Annotated in this window: 9 protein-coding genes and 2 pseudogenes; 4 read left to right on the top strand and 7 right to left on the bottom strand. The window is 43.2% G+C overall.

Features of this window, described 5'->3' with window-relative positions; all coding sequences use genetic code 11:
• Window positions 1-148: 148 nt before the first annotated feature.
• A complete protein-coding gene (locus ABID29_RS00665) occupies window positions 149-2,305 on the bottom strand; it encodes a G5 domain-containing protein (RefSeq protein ID WP_354363699.1) in 2,157 nt (718 codons plus the stop codon).
• A gap of 824 nt (window positions 2,306-3,129) precedes the next feature.
• Complete coding sequence (gene dinB, locus ABID29_RS00660; RefSeq protein WP_354363697.1) at window positions 3,130-4,233, bottom strand: DNA polymerase IV; 1,104 nt, start codon at window positions 4,231-4,233, stop codon at window positions 3,130-3,132.
• 832 nt (window positions 4,234-5,065) lie between these two features.
• On the opposite strand from dinB, the gene pflB reads away from it, so the two are divergent.
• Complete coding sequence (gene pflB, locus ABID29_RS00655; protein WP_354363696.1) at window positions 5,066-7,408, top strand: formate C-acetyltransferase; 2,343 nt, start codon at window positions 5,066-5,068, stop codon at window positions 7,406-7,408.
• Window positions 7,409-7,784: 376 nt separating this feature from the next.
• Here the strand turns inward: pflB and ABID29_RS00650 are convergent, their stop codons facing one another.
• The 5 genes from ABID29_RS00650 to ABID29_RS00630 all read right to left on the bottom strand — a co-directional run bounded on the left by ABID29_RS00650 (window position 7,785) and on the right by ABID29_RS00630 (window position 14,841).
• The gene (locus tag ABID29_RS00650; protein WP_354363694.1) at window positions 7,785-9,020 is read right to left on the bottom strand and encodes an MFS transporter; all 1,236 of its coding nucleotides are present in this window, start codon (window positions 9,018-9,020) and stop codon (window positions 7,785-7,787) included.
• Between the two features lie 541 nt (window positions 9,021-9,561).
• Entirely contained in the window at window positions 9,562-11,772 is a 2,211-nt protein-coding gene (locus ABID29_RS00645) for an alpha-galactosidase (RefSeq protein WP_354363693.1), read from the bottom strand.
• 9 nt (window positions 11,773-11,781) lie between these two features.
• On the bottom strand, window positions 11,782-12,612 hold the full coding sequence (locus tag ABID29_RS00640) for a carbohydrate ABC transporter permease (protein WP_354363692.1): 831 nt from the start codon (window positions 12,610-12,612) through the stop codon (window positions 11,782-11,784).
• Between the two features lie 10 nt (window positions 12,613-12,622).
• The gene (locus tag ABID29_RS00635; protein ID WP_354363691.1) at window positions 12,623-13,513 is read right to left on the bottom strand and encodes a carbohydrate ABC transporter permease; all 891 of its coding nucleotides are present in this window, start codon (window positions 13,511-13,513) and stop codon (window positions 12,623-12,625) included.
• Window positions 13,514-13,575: 62 nt separating this feature from the next.
• On the bottom strand, window positions 13,576-14,841 hold the full coding sequence (locus ABID29_RS00630) for a sugar ABC transporter substrate-binding protein (protein WP_354363738.1): 1,266 nt from the start codon (window positions 14,839-14,841) through the stop codon (window positions 13,576-13,578).
• Window positions 14,842-15,064: 223 nt separating this feature from the next.
• On the opposite strand from ABID29_RS00630, the gene ABID29_RS00625 reads away from it, so the two are divergent.
• The 3 genes and pseudogenes from ABID29_RS00625 to ABID29_RS00615 form a co-directional block, all read left to right on the top strand.
• Window positions 15,065-15,898 (top strand): AraC family transcriptional regulator, encoded by an 834-nt coding sequence (locus ABID29_RS00625; protein WP_354363690.1) that lies wholly within the window; start codon window positions 15,065-15,067, stop codon window positions 15,896-15,898.
• 243 nt (window positions 15,899-16,141) lie between these two features.
• Window positions 16,142-17,053: pseudogene (locus ABID29_RS00620) on the top strand (IS982 family transposase).
• 23 nt (window positions 17,054-17,076) lie between these two features.
• Window positions 17,077-17,163: pseudogene (locus ABID29_RS00615) on the top strand (IS3 family transposase); the annotation flags it as partial.
• Window positions 17,164-17,181 lie beyond the last annotated feature (18 nt).

Here is a 17,181-nt window from a genome sequence, read left to right as displayed (position 1 = left end):
CTAATTGTTTTGTGGTTATAATAATTATAAACCATGACATGGAAAAACGAGCATCTCCTACTGCGGAAATGCTCGTTTTTTCTATCTTGAGACTAGTTTTTGCCCAGCCTCTTTAACACAATAGAAAACTAAATGGTTTTTCTTCTGGTTACGATAAAGATGAAAAACGTTTTTTAAAGAAAGCGTAAGCAGTTAATAAAACTAAACCAATTCCACCCAATAGGCTCAGGAAAAGGCTATGTTTGGTACCTGTTTGTGGTAACACTCTCCTACCAGTAGTGTCTCCTGCTTTTGCTTGGTTAGAGGACGTTTGGCGCATGCCATTTGCATCTCCATTTCCTTCGCTCGGCTGTGTATTCCCCACTATCTCTTTTGTGCCAACTTCTACAACTTCTGTAACAGCGGCCTTAACCACTTGGCGACCTATTTCCTTGCGGCTGGTTTCCACACCATCGGTATAGGTCACTTCATAAGTAATAGCTACCTCTCCTGCTTGGCCTTTTGTCTTGATTCGGCGCTTCCCTTTTGGCAATGCTGGATTTTGTTCCTCTTTGGTGTCAAAGGGAATTGGGCTATTCAGAACTTCTTCTTTTGTAGAAACAAGAGGATTTGGTGCCAATTCTTTTGTGCCAACTTCTACAACTTCTGTAACGGCTGCTTTAACAACCTGACGGCTAATTTCCTTGCGGCTGGTTTCCACGCCATCGGTATAGGTCACTTCATAAGTAATAGCTACCTCTCCTGTTTGGCCTTTTGTCTTGATTCGGCGCTCCCCTTTTGGCAATGCTGGATTTTGTTCCTCTTTGGTGTCAAAGGGGATTGTTTCTTGCTTGATTTCTGTCTTGACTTCAGTTTTTGTTCCTGTGTCAGTTTTTACAATTATTTTGTTGCCTTTTTCTAAGTGCGGTTTCAAGGTATCAGCAATGGATTGTTCCTGCACATAGATGATCGTTTCAGCTGGAATGGCTAAACTCTTAGCTTCTACTTTCCAGTCTGAGCTATCTGTCAAGAAATGAATTTCTTTTAAAGAATCCAAATTTCCAGATAAAAAGTTCGCTGGGAGATGAGTGACTCCTTTTCCAAATGTGATTTTTTCTAACTTTGGCAATCCGTTAAATGGGTGTACTTCAAACTCCGAAACCTGATTTGGAATCGTCAATTCCTTTAATTCCATATCTTCATAAAAAGCAAGACGTCCAATCTTTTTCAGACTAGTTGGCAATGCAATGCTTTCAACATTGATAGTCGTTGCAAAAGTAAAGGTTGGAATTTCTTCAATCCCTTCTCCAAGGGTAATCTTCTTTAAAGTCGTGTTATTATTAAATGCATAAGGTGATAAAGCCTTGGTTGCATTCGGTGTTGTAAAGCTATCTCCTGGTTTTTGAGCAGGATAATAAATCAAACGGTCTAATCCCTTAGTATACAAAACACCATCTTGCGATTCGTAACTGTCATTTCCTTCTGCTACATAAACAGCTTTCAAACCAGACGACAAAGCAAATGGTTTTTCCCCAATATTTTTTAAGGTTTTGGGAAGGGTCAATTCTTCTAATTTGGGTAGACTCGAAAATACTTCATTTCCGATACTGTTTAGGCGTGATCCTTCTTCAAAGGTAAAACTTTTCAAACTTTCATTGAAATTAAAGACCCGGTTTCCTATGGTTTCAACAGAGGCTGGGAGCTGAAAACTTTGTAGGTTGGTAAAGGAAAAAGCACCATCTTCTATCGTTTGCAGTTGACTGCCGGCTTCAAAGGCAATCGTTCGTGCATTGCTAGCCTTAAAGCCATTTTTCTTGATGAGGGTAACTCCTTTTGGTATGGTAATAGCCGAAGGGTAATAGGTCAGCATTCCAGATTCATCAGCATAGTAAGCTAAGGCCTCTTCACCGATAGCGGTAACCGTATAGGCTGTGCCATCAATCGTCACTTGAGATGGCACGGTATAGGGCTGACCATCTTGTTCACTTTTAAATTCAATGGGGTACAGCCCATTTCCTAGCTGAACAGTTGGGTGCTCGCCTAAACTCAAAACCTTAAATTTCACACCATTATCGACTAGAACCTTCCCTACCGACACAGCCTCATTACCAAGACTTGTCTCTCTGTTCTCTGCTTCAAGGCCCGGAAAAGTCGTGCCAGCTTCTGAACGACTATCCTCGGGCAGCGTTTCACCAGTGCCGACAAGGGCTTCCACTGACGAATTTATAACAGGTGTTTCTTCAGCCAAAACAAGAATCGGTTGAGTCAACTGTGATGTCAACAAGGTTGCAACAGTCGCTAAATAAATAATCTGTTGTCTTTTCATATCAATTCCTAACTAAATAAAAACAAATGATGACACAATAAACTGCGAGCTCTTTCAGTTTATTCTTCCTCGCAATTCTTGAGAACACATTTTCCAACAAAAGAGGATTCCATTTCTCAGTAGAATTGGTTCGAAAAAGTTGTTAACAAGCCTTTTCTCTTGTTTTCCAGTATAGCACCACTTACTTGTTAAGTCAACTTAATTCATTATTTAATCGATATTAATTTTTAAAAAAGTCATCCCCACTCGTCTAACGGATGGTTTGTATAAGAGCTATAAGCCCACACTATCAGTCAGCGCTTAAAGGCGCTGGTTTTCACTTTGTTTAAACCTCACCCGCTTTTGACTCATCAACAGCCTCATAAAGAGGCATTTGTATTACTTACCACTATCCCTAAAGGAATCTTTATATGCTTTCGCGCTCAGTTTGACAAGTGGGATATCATGTTAATTCGCCTTCTTATTTCTAGGCTCATGAAGAAATCATCCACTGGAAAATTCTTCTCCTTTCGCTATGCAATAGGCATAAACATCTTTATTGTATAGCGTTTGAAGTTTTTGGGTATAACCAGAGACGCGCACCTTACGGAACGTGACAGACTTAAAGTCATAAACCCAAAATCCCCCTGCTTCTTGTCTGGAAAAAAATAAAGGGATTTTTTATGCTCCCACTTTAAAAATGGGCAATAGGAGCGATAGAGAGCCAAAGAGGATACTGACGCCGTAACAGTTCAAGTCTCCAAAAGTGTTTTTAAGGTGACACAATTATAGCATCCGTGCTGGTTTCCTATCTGCCGTCAAAGGGTTATGACTGTGCTTGTCACCTAAATCGGATCCTCCAAAATCCCCTGATCCTGTCCTAAGGGTTCGAGACCTGTGACCGTTACGCCTAAGAGACGGATACCGCCACCTTGGATCTCCAGACCTTGGTAAATGGCCTGGGCCAGCTCTGCGATTTCTTCCGCACCATGAATCCCCCTGTCAAGGGTCTTTCGCTTGGTCAGGGTGTGAAAATCTTCATAACGCACCTTCAGAACGATGGTCTTGCCCTGAAAGCCATGACGCACCAAGCTCTCCGACACCCTCTGACTCAGCTTGCCCAATTCCTTGATCACGTCCTCATCCCTGTAAAGCCACTTGCTGTAGGTTCTCTCCTTGCCCAAGGACTTCCTCACGCGCTCTGTTCGGACAGGCGAGTTGGAAATCCCTCTGGCCTTCCGATAAAGGTCGTAGCCCAATCGGCCAAAGGCGTCAATCAAAGTCATCTCAGAAATCGCCTGTAAGTCCTTCCCTGTATAGACTCCCATGGCATTTAGGCGCTCAACCGTCTTTGCCCCCACACCATGAAATTTCTGGATGGGAAGTTCTGCCAAAATAGACATCGCCTGGTCAGGCAAGATAACCGTTAACCCGTGGGGCTTTTCCATGTCAGAAGCAATTTTGGCCAGGAACTTGTTGTATGAGACCCCCGCTGAAGCCGTCAAATGCAACTCCTCCCAAATGTCTCGTTGAATCAGTTTGGCAATCTTGACAGCAGACGAGAGCCCCAGCTTATTAACCGTGACATCCAGATAAGCCTCATCAATTGACATGGGCTCAACCACATCCGTATACCGGTGAAAAATAGCTCTCACCTGCCGGCCTACTTGGACATATTTGTCATAGTTCCCTGAGATGAACACCGCCTGCGGACAGCGCTGATAGGCTTCCTTGGCAGACATGGCCGAACGGATACCGAAGGTCCGTGCTTCGTAGGAACAGGTCGACACCACCCCACGCCCACCAGTCAGTCTGGGATCTCTGGCTATCACAACCGGTTTCCCCTTAAGCGTCGGATTATCCCTTTGCTCAATGGCCGCAAAAAAAGCATCCATGTCAATATGGATAATCTTTCGGCTCCGATCATCAACCAAAGGGAAAATAAGCATAGCTCCTCCTACATCGTTACCAAGACAAGGCTACATCCCACTTCTAACTGAGATTTTCCACTCTATCACTAGTATAGCAAATATTGGTAAAATCGACCTCCTATTAACCTTCCTAGCCAAAAAAATCCCCTGATCTAGCCAAATCAGAAAAATCGCGGGATGAGCAAAAGCTAAGGTTGCACCCCGCAGCATACAAGCCATTAAAAAGCAAGAATCAGAAATAAAGGAGCAGGGCAAGTAGTATCCTTAGGACAAGGGAGGTCGCCAAGGTTTGCTTGTGAGACGTCACTTTTCGAATTAGCGCTGAAGCTAGAGGCAAAAACAGAAGAACAGCCACCTCGTTTTGATAATGGTGGCCAGAAAAACTTACCTGGATCACGGAAAATATGACCAGACTTGCTCTAGAAAAGCCAGCCATTGACAAATGATGTCAGGTAATAGCATCCAACCAACACATCCTAGCATGAAGAAAATAGGTATTGATGCTAGGAACTCGGTACAAGGCTTCTTTGTAAACTATAATTTTTTATCAGCCAGATCTTCACTTCCTAAAGCCATTTTTTAGACGTCTCTTTCTTTTTGGATAAATACCGTTTTTGACCATTGAAGATGCAAATTGCTGACAGAATATTCTTGAAACAAAGATTATTTAATGTTCTGTGATTCACTTATCAAACTTAGTGAGGTTTTTAACCATATTAGTCAATGTAAAATAAATAACACAAGAAAGCGTTTACTATTGTTTTTTAGCTGTTCTTCGCCTTGTGCAAACGGTTCCTGAGTGCTATAATAGGAACTGTAAAAGCAATAAAAAAAGAAAGAAGGATATCACATGTCAACAATTGTTAAAACCAAAAATGTGACAGAAGATGTTTTTGCCAAGGCCTGGGAAGGTTTCCAAGGCGATGACTGGCGCACCAAGGCCAGCGTTTCTCGTTTCGTACAAGCAAACTATACTCCTTATGATGGAGATGAGAGCTTCCTTGCTGGGCCAACAGAGCGTTCTCTTCATATCAAGAAAATTATTGAAGAAACTAAGGCTCACTACGAAGAAACTCGTTTCCCAATGGACATCGACCGTGCAACGTCTATCGCTGATATTCCTGCTGGTTTCATTGACAAAGACCGTGAACTTATCTTTGGTATTCAGAACGATGAGCTCTTTAAACTGAACTTCATGCCACGCGGTGGGATCCGTATGGCTGAAACTACATTGATCGAAAATGGCTACACACCAGATCCACTCTTGCATGAGATTTATACCAAGCATGCGACTACCGTGAACGATGGGATCTTCCGTGCTTACACAGCTGACATCCGTCGCGCCCGCCACTCTCACCACGTTTCTGGTCTTCCAGATGCTTACTCACGTGGCCGTATCATCGGGATGTATGCGCGTTTAGCGCTTTACGGTGCGGACTACTTGATGGAAGAAAAGGTAGCTGATTGGAATGCCATCACTGAAATCGACGAAGAGTCTATCCGCCTTCGTGAAGAAATCAACCTTCAATATCAAGCGCTTCAACAAGTTGTAAAACTCGGTGACCTTTACGGTGTGGATGTGCGTCGTCCAGCTCTTGATACCAAAGAAGCCATCCAATGGACTAACATCGCCTTCATGGCAGTCTGCCGTGTCATCAATGGTGCTGCGACTTCTGTGGGCCGTTTGCCAATCGTTCTTGACATCTATGCTGAACGTGACTTGGCTCGCGGTACTTACACCGAGTCTGAAATCCAAGAATTTGTCGATGACTTCGTTCTTAAACTCCGTACAGTGAAATTTGCTCGGACCAAAGCCTTTGACGAAATTTACTCCGGTGACCCAACCTTCTTGACTACTTCTATGGCTGGTATGGGGAACGATGGCCGTCACCGTGTCACTAAGATGGATTACCGTTTCTTGAACACCCTTGACAACATCGGTAACTCACCAGAACCAAACTTGACCGTTCTCTGGTCTGACCAATTGCCATACGCTTTCCGTCGTTACTGTATGGCGATGAGCCACAAGCACTCTTCTATCCAGTACGAAGGTGTGACGACCATGGCCAAAGACGGTTACGGTGAAATGTCCTGTATCTCTTGCTGTGTGTCACCACTTGACCCAGAAAGTGAAGACAAACGACACAACATCCAGTACTTCGGTGCTCGTGTCAACGTCTTGAAAGCCCTCTTGTCTTCTTGGAACAACGGTTACGACGATGTTCACAAAGACTACAAGGTCTTTGATGTGGTTGAGCCAAACAACTCAGAAATCTTTGAGTACGATGAAGTTATTGCTAACTTTGAAAAAGCTCTTGACTGGTTGACAGACACTTACGTAGATGCGATGAACATCATCCACTACATGACCGACAAGTACAACTACGAAGCAGTCCAAATGGCCTTCTTGCCAACCCACCTTCGTGCTAATATGGGCTTTGGTATCTGTGGTTTCGCGAACACTGTTGACTCACTCTCAGCCATCAAGTACGCTCAAGTGAAACCAATCCGTGACGAAGACGGCTTTATCTACGACTATGAAGTAACTGGCGATTTCCCTCGCTACGGTGAAGACGATGACCGTGTAGATGACATTGCCAAATGGTTGATGGAAGCCTTCTTTACTCGCCTCAACCGTCACAAGCTTTATAAGAATGCTGAGGCAGCTGTGTCTATCTTGACCATCACCTCAAACGTGGCTTACTCTAAACAAACTGCTAACTCACCTGTTCACCGTGGGGTGTTCCTCAACGAAGATGGTTCTGTTAACACGTCTAAGGTTGAATTCTTCCCACCAGGTGCCAACCCAACCTCTAAATCTCGTGGTGGTTGGTTGCAAAACTTGAACTCATTAGCAAAACTTGACTTCAATCACGCTAATGACGGTATCTCACTCACTACTCAGGTATCACCAAAAGCACTTGGTAAGACCTTTGATGAGCAAGTGAAGAACTTGGTGACCATCCTTGACGGTTACTTTGAAAGTGGTGGCCAACACGTCAACTTGAACGTTATGGACCTTCAAGATGTCTATGACAAGATCATGGCTGGTGAAGACGTTATCGTTCGTATCTCTGGTTACTGTGTCAACACTAAATACCTCACTAAAGAACAAAAAACAGAATTAACACAACGTGTCTTCCACGAAGTACTCTCTCTGGATGACTCTGTTGATGAGTTGATCAATAACTAATCTAAAAAACCTATCCCTAATTAAAAACTAGGGATAGGTTTTTATATGGGCAAGCAGCTTACCTTTACACCATATGTCTGATTAATACTAGAAATCTTGGTATTTCAGCCGTCTAGTCTATTCCTAGACGAACCAACTCATGCTTTATCTGTTTGCAACCTATCTGGTTTTCTTGTGTCAAAAACTCTCTTCGCTACTGAAAGCCATGAAGTACCAATAATCTCAAGCTGACTTCATCAAGAAAAGAGGCCACTTTCGATTCTTAAGCAAATAACCCATTCAAGAGCCCTTAGGACCTCCTCGGATAATCAGTAAAGAATTATGACCACCCAAAAAATCAGTAGTGGTCTTATCCCACTACTGAACTCTTTCTTTTCTAGACCAAAGACGAGCTAGCTCCCAAGGTTTTATAGTGATGCGTTTTGAGGTTGGTAATGGAGAGCATAGCCACCAAACTAACCAGGTAAAGACTAGCTAGGAAAACCATCACTGTGGAAGGACCTGACACATCTAGGATTCTTCCAATAATCACCGATGAAAATCCTCCAATTGCTCGACCGACATTTAGGATAATATTATTGGCTGTTGAGCGAATGTGGTGCGGGTAAAGGCGAGTAATCATAGCCCCGTAGCCTGCAAACATCCCATTGACAAAGAAACCGACAACAGCACCTCCCAAAAGCAGGGCAAGCTGTGAATTAGCAAATTGGAAGAGGTAGACGCAGACTGCTGATGCGATTAGGAACACAGTGTAGACAGGTCGCGGCCCAAATTTGTCTAGAATATTGCCAAAAACTAACATGCCAAGACACATGCCAAGAATCGTCGTCACCATCCAGAGTGAGGAGTCCTTGACCGAGATCCCCAAGCTCGTCTGGATCATGGTCGGTAGCCAGTTCATCATGCCAAAGTAACCCGCAATCTGTACGGTTGTCATTACCATGAGGGCAATGGTCTGTGCCGTCAAAGCTGGTGTCTTGAAGAGCTCTTTGATGCTGACCAAGTCTGTAGAGCTTTCTTCGGCTTCTCCTTGATCTAGGATTGCATCGTCTTTGACGAAGACCTGCATCCAAATCACAAGGGCCAAAGGTGCTAGACCAAAGAGGAAGAGCCCTTTCCATCCCAGGGCTGGAGCAATCAAACCAGCTAAGACTGCTGATGAGATTGAGCCGATTTGGCCTGCTATACCGTTGAGCGAGGATACTCGACCCATCTTTTCCTTAGGCACAATCCCTGCCATGATGGCAATGGCTACTCCGTATTCGCCACCGACACCGATTCCTGCGATAAAGCGCATCAGATAAAGGTAAGGCAGGCTGGTCGTGAAATAAATCAAACCACTCGCAATCGCAAATATGGCAATGGTCCACTTCAAGACCTTAAATTTATTGTAACGGTCAGCCAGAAGACCAAAAATTAAGCCACCAACCAACATGCCAAGATTGGTAATCGTTGCAATCCAGCCAGCCTGGGCCCCTGAAATGGCTAAATCAGCGATGATACTGGACATCGAAAATGACAAGAACATGACATTTAGGTCATCCGTTCCAGACGCCACAATGGCAGAGGCAAGCGCACGCTGATTATTTTTATCGAGTGTTAAACCCAACATAGTATTCTATTCCTCCTTTAATGGCAGCTCTCTGTCTGCCTTTATTAAATTGGAACCAACTCTATTAGAAAAGCCGAGGAAAATTCCCCGGCAGTGAAAGTTTCATCAAAAACCATGATTTGCTAGCAAATCAAGAATGCTTCTTCAGACTAACTTCCATGCCTCACAGGACATCGTTAAAGTTATTCGCAATTTTTAATAGTTTATTATAATTTAGCTGTCTTGTCAATGGATTTGCTAAAAATTTTAAGAAAGGTTCGGTACAAGAAGATGATGAAAAGAACGTTGAGAGAACTCTGAACCGTAAAACAGCCCTCTTCGCTCTCTTGCCTCAGAGCTTGTCCACCGAACCATTTGGACATTGACTTGCCAGCTTTATTTCCCACTGCCAAAGACCTCTCGGACCTTTAGAACCCGCTCCACATAACTTCAACAGTCAGGGGAGTAACCGCTGAAATCAAAAAGTGAACAAAGTCGTTACCAATAAACCTACTATCAAATGATAAATTGTTTTTTACGAAAAACTCTTTTTGGTATTCGTTTATGGTGATGATAATTTTTCTAAGCGGTATAATTTAGATGTAAAATCAGCAACTCCCCCTTCAAAACTGTCTAGCGAAAGTGGCAAGCCAGCATACATCAGTGATAAACCAGAATATACCTCTTCACCATCTACACGATAGGAGGCTTGGGCATCCAATCCTTTGAGGTAGAGGCGATAGTTGCCTTCATTGGCCCGCAACAAGCCTCTGTAAACCCCGACAAATCCCTCTTGGCCATCTTCTGATAGGACTTGCCAAGCAGTATGAGAGCCGTCAAATGGACTAAGCAAACGGGTAAAGGTTCCATATTGAAAGGTTCTCCTAGCGCCTTTATAGAAAACAATCTGTTCCTTGACCTGCTCCAACTCCTCTGGACTCAACTCAGACAAATCGAGTTCGTAGCCAAAGGCGCCAAAGTAAGCGACATTAGCCCGTGTTGACAAAGGTGTCGTCCGATGGACTTGCTGATTGGGAACTTCTGAAATATGGCAACCCATAGCAGACAAAGGATAGACCACAGACGTACCATATTGGATAGACAGGCGTTCGAAGGCATCTGTATCATCGCTGGTCCAGGCCTGCGGTGCATAATAGAGCATACCTGGGTCAAACCGTGCTCCGCCACTTGAGCAGGACTCAAAAAGAATATGTGGAAACTCGTTGGTTAACTGTTCATAGAGACGATAGAGGTTCAGGATATAACGATGAAATACCTCACCCTGACGCTCTCTGTCTTGGGCTGTACTAAACACCTCTGCCATGTAACGGTTCATATCCCACTTGATATAGTCAATCGCATGTTCACTCAATAAGCCATGCAACTGGCCATAAATATTTTGATAGACCTCCTCTCGTGATAGGTCCAGAGTAAATTGGTGACGTCCGTGTGATTGGCTACGTTTAGGATGATGGAAGATCCAATCTGGGTGTTTGCGGTAGAGTTGACTATCCTTATTGACCATCTCTGGCTCAATCCATAAGCCAAATCTCATGCCCATGGCATGAACCTTGTCAATAATACCTGTCAATCCATTTGGCAGTTTTTCCAAATTGACTGTCCAATCTCCTAGACCTGCTCGGTCATGATTGCGCTGACCAAACCAGCCATCATCCATGACAAAGAGCTCCACACCGACATCCGCCGCCTGTTGAGCCAGGGTTAAGATCCGTTTTTCGTCAAAATCAAAGGTCATAGCCTCCCAGTTATTGAGCAAAATTGGCCGTTCCTTATCACGCCAGACGCCTCGCGCCAAACGCTGACGATAGAGAGCATGATAGGCTTGACTCATTTGGTTTAGTCCACCATCACTGTAAACCATGACAACTTCTGGCGTCTGGAAGCTCTCACCAGACCTCAGTTCCCAAGAAAACCGCTCTGGGTGAATCCCTAGCATCACACGGGTTTGCTGATAGGTCGACACATCTACTTGGGCTAGGAAGTTCCCGCTATAAACCAAGGAAAAACCGAGTACTTCTCCTTGATGTTCGTCTGCTGTCGGTCGAAGCAAGGCAATAAAAGGATTGTGCTCTGCACTACTGGCTCCTTTTAAGCTATAGACAGACTGAATCCCAGGATGAAGTCTGTTTTTGACCAGATGGCGTTCCCGACTCCAAGCCCCATCTAAGTGCAACCAATCGTACTGATCATCTGGTAAATCCAGGTTCATAGACATGGCCCGACTGAGGCGAATGGTCTGTGGACCACATTGTTCAAAGCGAGCACTGCGGGTCACAACCGAACGTTTCTCATAAATCGTATACAACAAGTACAGGCGGGTCTCTGTCACGCGGTCAACCAGGCTGATTTCGAGCGATGTCGCTTCCTCCTCCTCCTCCACATAGGTCGCAGGTAGGCCATCTAGCGCTTCCTTGCCAGGAAAAATACGAAATGATTCAAAGACAAAATGCGACAAGCTACTCCCATCTTCTTGATCGATGCGAAAGGCCGGCTGGGCAACATCTCCCGTTCCGTAACAGGCGTATTCTTGACGGGTGTGCTGGAGAGAAAAGGTCGCGTCATCTTCAAAGACAAAGGTCGTCAGAGGACGGTTTCGATTTTCCAGCAAATAAGCATACGAATCTTCCGTACTCACACGTTTTCCGACATACAAGTTACCAATATGACCATTGGGCAAGACGCATAAGATATAGCTCAACTGATCATTAAACAGATGAAACTCTTTCTGCGCTTCCTTAAAAATAATTCCCATCGTATCCTCCTATAATTTCCCACCTGAAGTGGCAATTCCCTGGACAAATTGCTTTTGGAAGAGAATGTAGACCACCACCATGGGCCAAATTGCCAATACACTCGCTGCCATCAGCTGAGGATAATTGACCGCATAGGCGCCTTGAATCTTGGATAGGGCACTTGATAAGGTAGCAGCATCTGCTTCAGAATTGATAATCAAAGGCCATAGTAAATCCTTAAAGGCAAAGAGGGCTGTAAAAATCCCCAAGGCAATCAAACCCGACTTGGCTAAGGGCAACATGACCTTGAAAAATGTTTGTCCGATATTGCAACCATCTAACTCCGCAGATTCTTCCAATTCTCTTGGTAACCCCGCAAAAAATTGCCGCAACAAGAAGGTGCCAAAGGCCGATACCAAGCCTGGAAAGACCAGAGCAAAAATCGAGTTCCGCATCCCCATGCTATTAATCATCAAGTACTGTGGAATGACAAATAATTGCGGAGGTACCATCATTTGAAAGAGTACCAAGCCAAAAAGCAAGTTTCTGCCCGGAAATTCCAACCGTGCAAAGGCATAAGCGGCCATGGCGCTAAACAGGACTGAGCTCACAATCCGCCATACCATCATCATGATCGTATTAAAGTATAAACGGACAAAATTATTAGAGCGAATGACCTCTGTATAATTCTTGAACTGCCACTGACTAGGAAAAATCTGAAATGGATTCATTTGGGTGGATTCTGTTACTGTTTTAAAAGAAGTCAGCACCATCCAGACAAAGGGCACAATCATCCCTAACGCTACTAGAATAAGAAAGATATGAATCCCAATAGATGCCCATTGTTTTTGTTGTTTCATAAACGTCCTCCTAATTGTAGTGAACCCATTTTTTCTGAACCTTCATCTGCACAGCAGTAATGGCCAAAATCATGAGCAAGAGCAACATAATAATAGTCGAACCATAGCCCTTATCTGCATACTTGAAGGAATTATTGTAAAACAGGTACACCAACGATACTGTTTTTTGATAGGCCGGACTGGTGATTCCCACCATCATGTAAATCGCATCAAAAACCTGCATAGCCTGAATGATGCTGGTCACAACGACAAAAAAGAGAGTCGGCGACAGCAGCGGCAGGGTGATTGAGAAAAATTGCTTGATGGAACTCGCGCCATCAATCCTTGCTGCTTCATAATAATCTTTTGGGATTTCTTGCAGACCAGCCAATATCAAAATCATAGAATAACCAACCGTACTCCACACACCGATGACTGCAATGGCATACAAGGCAATTCTTGGGTCTTCAACCCAGTTGACAGGCCCTAAGCCAACCTGTCTTAAAACATAGTTAATCAGTCCAAAATCAGTATTGTACAACCATTTCCACACCATCGTGACCGCAGCTGGTGCAGCAACCATAGGCAAGAAATAAATGGTACGATAAAGATGCTTCCCTTTAATCTTTGCATTTAACAACACCGCCAAAATAATGGCCAGTACAATGGTTATCGGTACGACAAGGGCTGTGTACTTCAAAGTATTCCAGGTGGCCTGCCAGACTTCTCCATCTGCTAGCAATTTTTGATAATTAGCTAAACCAACAAAAATATCTCCTCGACCAAAATCGCCACTCTTGTAAAAACTCATCTTGAGGGTTTGAAAAATGGGGATGATATTCAAGACCAGCAACCCAATGATGGTAGGAGCAACCATCCCCAGCCCCCAAACAGCCTCAATGCGTTTCTTTTTCTTGTGCATATAGACTCCTTTTAAAAGAAAGCAGGAGGAACTCTCCACTCCTCCTGCCTCAACCAATAGACTTATTTTTCAGTTGCTAATTCCTCATTCATCATCTTAGCAATCTTCTCGGCAGCATCTGCGACTTTTTCTTCTCCCAGGTAGGCTGGCTTATACAATTCATAAGCCTTATCTTCCCATTTAGAGGTTGCGTTGGAATATGGACGGATTTGAGCATAATCAACCATATCAATAAAGTGCTTGATGGCAAAGTGTTCATTTGAGTTTACCCAAGTATCGGCTGCACCTTCATAGGCTGAAATCGCAACACCAAGTTCGGCTTGCATTTCTTGTCCTTCTTTTGAGCTCAAGAATTCAACCCATTTCCAAGACGCTTCTGGATGTTTGGTATTGGCCGCAATCGCATGACCAAGACCATTGAAGATAGTGGATTGCTCTTTGCCTTTTGGCAGAACAGCTACATCAAAATTCTCACGGATATAGTCATTCTCAGTGAAAGAAGCCAAGTTCCAGGATCCAAAGAGCGCCATGGCAACCTGTCCATTTTGTACAGCCTCTGCTCTCTTCTTATCTTCTGTTACTTTTGGAGAAAGTCCTTCGCTGACAAAGCTAGTATAGAACTCAAGAGCCTCGATGGTTTTAGGATCATTGTAACCAGATACTTTATCGTCTGTAATAATGGTACCACCGTTTTGGTAGATAAAGTTATAATAGCCTTCTTGGTTGATCAGTGGAGCTAGGAAACCGTACTGGCTACCGTCTGGCTTGGTCAGTTTCTTCGCAGTCTCTTTCAAAGTTTTCCAATCCCAGGTCTCATCTGGATAAGCAACGCCTGCTTCATCAAACATGGTTTTGTTGTACCAAAGCCCGATGGTATCATAATCTTTCGGAATGGCATACTGATTACCATTGATATTGTAAATCTCGTTCAAGCCTTCAGGATACTTGTTCAAGTCGACCAGCTTGCTCTCTTTAAGATAGTCATCTAAGTCCAGTAGCATCTCATTAGAGCCATAGCGATAAATTTCATTAGAGTGCATCCAGAAGGTATCTGGAAGGGAACCTCCCGTCGCCCCAGCTTCTAGCATAGTCCAGTAGGCATCCCATGACACGACTTGGATGTCCACCTTTATGTTGGGATTGGCCTCCTCAAATTTATCAGCTATCTTACGAAGACCAGGCTCCTGTCCAGAATCCCAAATAGCATAAGAAATCTTTGTTTCTTTTGAAGAATCCGCAGGCTCTGAGGTTTCTGTGTTCTTCGAACCACAAGCCGCCAAAGCTACTACTGAAGCGACTAACCCAACAGTCAGACCTAATTTTTTCATCAACATGTGCATTGACTCCTTTTCTTTTATTCACCCGTTGCCAGGTAGTGTATCCTATATCTTTATCTTACCAAGGAAACGCTTCCTTTTACATACCTATAGTTGACTTAATTTATATTATTTTAGACAAACAACTCTGTTTTTTCATATAAAATGTCACAAATACATATTTCATGCTATAATAGTAAATGGTAATTGATATCTTTTTAAAAGGAGAATGTTCATGTCATCGGTCGAATTTTACCTCTTCAACAACCAGTCCTACATTGATTTTTTCCCAATTCAATTTGGCCGTGAAGACTGTGCCCCTTTGCACTCCTTTGGTCCTGCCACAAGACAACATTACCTCTTTCACTATATTACAAAAGGAAAAGGCACCTTCTATCTTTCTGGACAGGATAAGGCCTATCATTTGTCTGCTGGCCAAGGATTTTTAATCTCTCCAGATCTGATTTGTAGCTATGAAGCTGATAGTATAGACCCCTGGTCATACATGTGGGTAGAATTTGATGGCCTAAAAAGTGAGCATTTTCTAAAAGCAGCTGGTCTGAGCAAGCGCCAACCCATCTTTACACAGTCATCTGATCCTGTAAACAATCCTGTTTTCGAAGCATTGAACCTATTAATTAAAAATCATCACCAACGAAGTGCCTTTATCATCTCACACCTCTATTTGTTTATCAATGCTGTCATCGAATCTTCTACCACCAAACATCATTTGGAGCATAACGATATCAAAGAACTCTATATTCGCGAAGCCCTTAATTTTATCGAACGGCACTACCAGGAAACCATCACTGTTGATGCCATCGCCCATCACTGTAATCTTAACAAACATTATTTCAGCCGACTCTTTAAAAAAGAACTCAATATCTCTCCTCAACAATTTCTCATTCAGTACCGGCTTAGTAAGGCCTGTGAGCTCCTTCGCAATACGACGATGCCACTTCATGAAATTGCTAGATTAGTAGGCTATTCCAATCAATTCAATTTCTCCATTGCTTTTAAACGTCAATATCAAGAATCTCCGACAATCTGGCGAAACAAACATCGCTAGAAAGGTAAGTTTGAAAAAAATTAAAAAGAAGAGACTGGAACTTTGTGCTATACTCCCCTTATAGTGGACAGTGAAAAAACAAAAATTCACTAGAAACTAAAAGGGGAGTTTTCGTATGTCAAAAAGAAGTCCAAAATCAGTAGAAGAAAAACTAGAGATTACCCGTTGTGCTAGTTAATTCTAGCCAAAACAAAAAACGTTGCGTATCATAAACTCAAAACAACCACGAAATGAGGAAATGATATGCAAAGCCAACATGATTATCTCGCAAATCCCAATCAAACACAAGTTATTTTTTCAAAAATAGTGACCCAAGTTCTCGCGTTATATGAGCGATTGGTTCCCCATGAGATTCGAAATCGGCGAAACATCCACCGACAAAAGCAATCTGATGTCGTTGTTATCGCTAGTTATCTCTGGGCCATTCAAGAGGGTTGCCGGACGGCCAGTAGCATTTACCGTGCGATTCGTCACAATCTCTTCCCTGACAACTTCCCAGAACGCTCTCGATTTTGCCGTATCTGTCAAAATCTTGCTCAAACTATTCAGCGTATGCGCTATTTTATGGTCTTAGAGCTCTGTCAAACCTGCTCGTTCGGCTTGATTGACAGCTTTCCTTGTGCCCTATGTCAACCCATTCGCAACCTGCGAGCTACCTTGTTATCAGAGGTGGCAGATATTGGCTATCATGCGACTAAGAAAATCCATTATTATGGCTTGAAATGTTCAGTTCTTGTCAGCGATGGTGGGTTTCCTATTGATTATGTTGTCACACCCGCATCTATTTATGATGGCGATGTTGCTTTGGAGCTACTTAGAAACAGTCCATTCCCAATCGTTTATGGAGATAAAGGATATGTGGATAGACAGACAAAGGCCGATTTAGCAGACTGTGGTATCCAGTTAATTTCTCAACTCAGAAAAAACATGATGGGGTATTCGTGGCTAGAAAATTACAAAGTCAGTCGATTAAGGAAACCGGTGGAGACTGTATTTTCAAGTTTAGAGAGATTTGGGATTGAGTCTTTACGCTGCCGAAACCTTCAATCACTCAAATTTAAAACCGAGGCAATCTGACTTATCTATTCTCTTTTGCTCAAAAGCAGTCATAGTGAATTTGGGTTCAGTTTAAAATATTTCCTTGCTTACGATTGATTAACTAGCACAACAGGTATGATTATATCTATTTTTACAATAACGAACGATTTCAAGAGAAACACAACGGCCTTACCCCTCTTGAAATGAGGAACAAGGCCGTTGCTTAATCTTTTATTATTTCATTG

This window comes from Streptococcus rupicaprae (assembly GCF_040545225.1).
In the GTDB taxonomy this organism is placed as follows: Bacteria; Bacillota; Bacilli; order Lactobacillales; family Streptococcaceae; genus Streptococcus; species Streptococcus rupicaprae.
This window is presented reverse-complemented; position numbering and strand designations above follow the sequence as displayed.

Excerpts from the sequence above, each read along its gene's own strand:
- ABID29_RS00665 (WP_354363699.1), bottom strand. The coding sequence starts at position 2,305 with ATGAAAAGACAACAGATTATTTATTTAGCGACTGTTGCAACCTTGTTG.
- dinB (WP_354363697.1), bottom strand. The coding sequence starts at position 4,233 with ATGCTTATTTTCCCTTTGGTTGATGATCGGAGCCGAAAGATTATCCAT.
- pflB (WP_354363696.1), top strand. The coding sequence starts at position 5,066 with ATGTCAACAATTGTTAAAACCAAAAATGTGACAGAAGATGTTTTTGCC.
- ABID29_RS00650 (WP_354363694.1), bottom strand. The coding sequence starts at position 9,020 with ATGTTGGGTTTAACACTCGATAAAAATAATCAGCGTGCGCTTGCCTCT.
- ABID29_RS00645 (WP_354363693.1), bottom strand. The coding sequence starts at position 11,772 with ATGGGAATTATTTTTAAGGAAGCGCAGAAAGAGTTTCATCTGTTTAAT.
- ABID29_RS00640 (WP_354363692.1), bottom strand. The coding sequence starts at position 12,612 with ATGAAACAACAAAAACAATGGGCATCTATTGGGATTCATATCTTTCTT.
- ABID29_RS00635 (WP_354363691.1), bottom strand. The coding sequence starts at position 13,513 with ATGCACAAGAAAAAGAAACGCATTGAGGCTGTTTGGGGGCTGGGGATG.
- ABID29_RS00630 (WP_354363738.1), bottom strand. The coding sequence starts at position 14,841 with ATGAAAAAATTAGGTCTGACTGTTGGGTTAGTCGCTTCAGTAGTAGCT.
- ABID29_RS00625 (WP_354363690.1), top strand. The coding sequence starts at position 15,065 with ATGTCATCGGTCGAATTTTACCTCTTCAACAACCAGTCCTACATTGAT.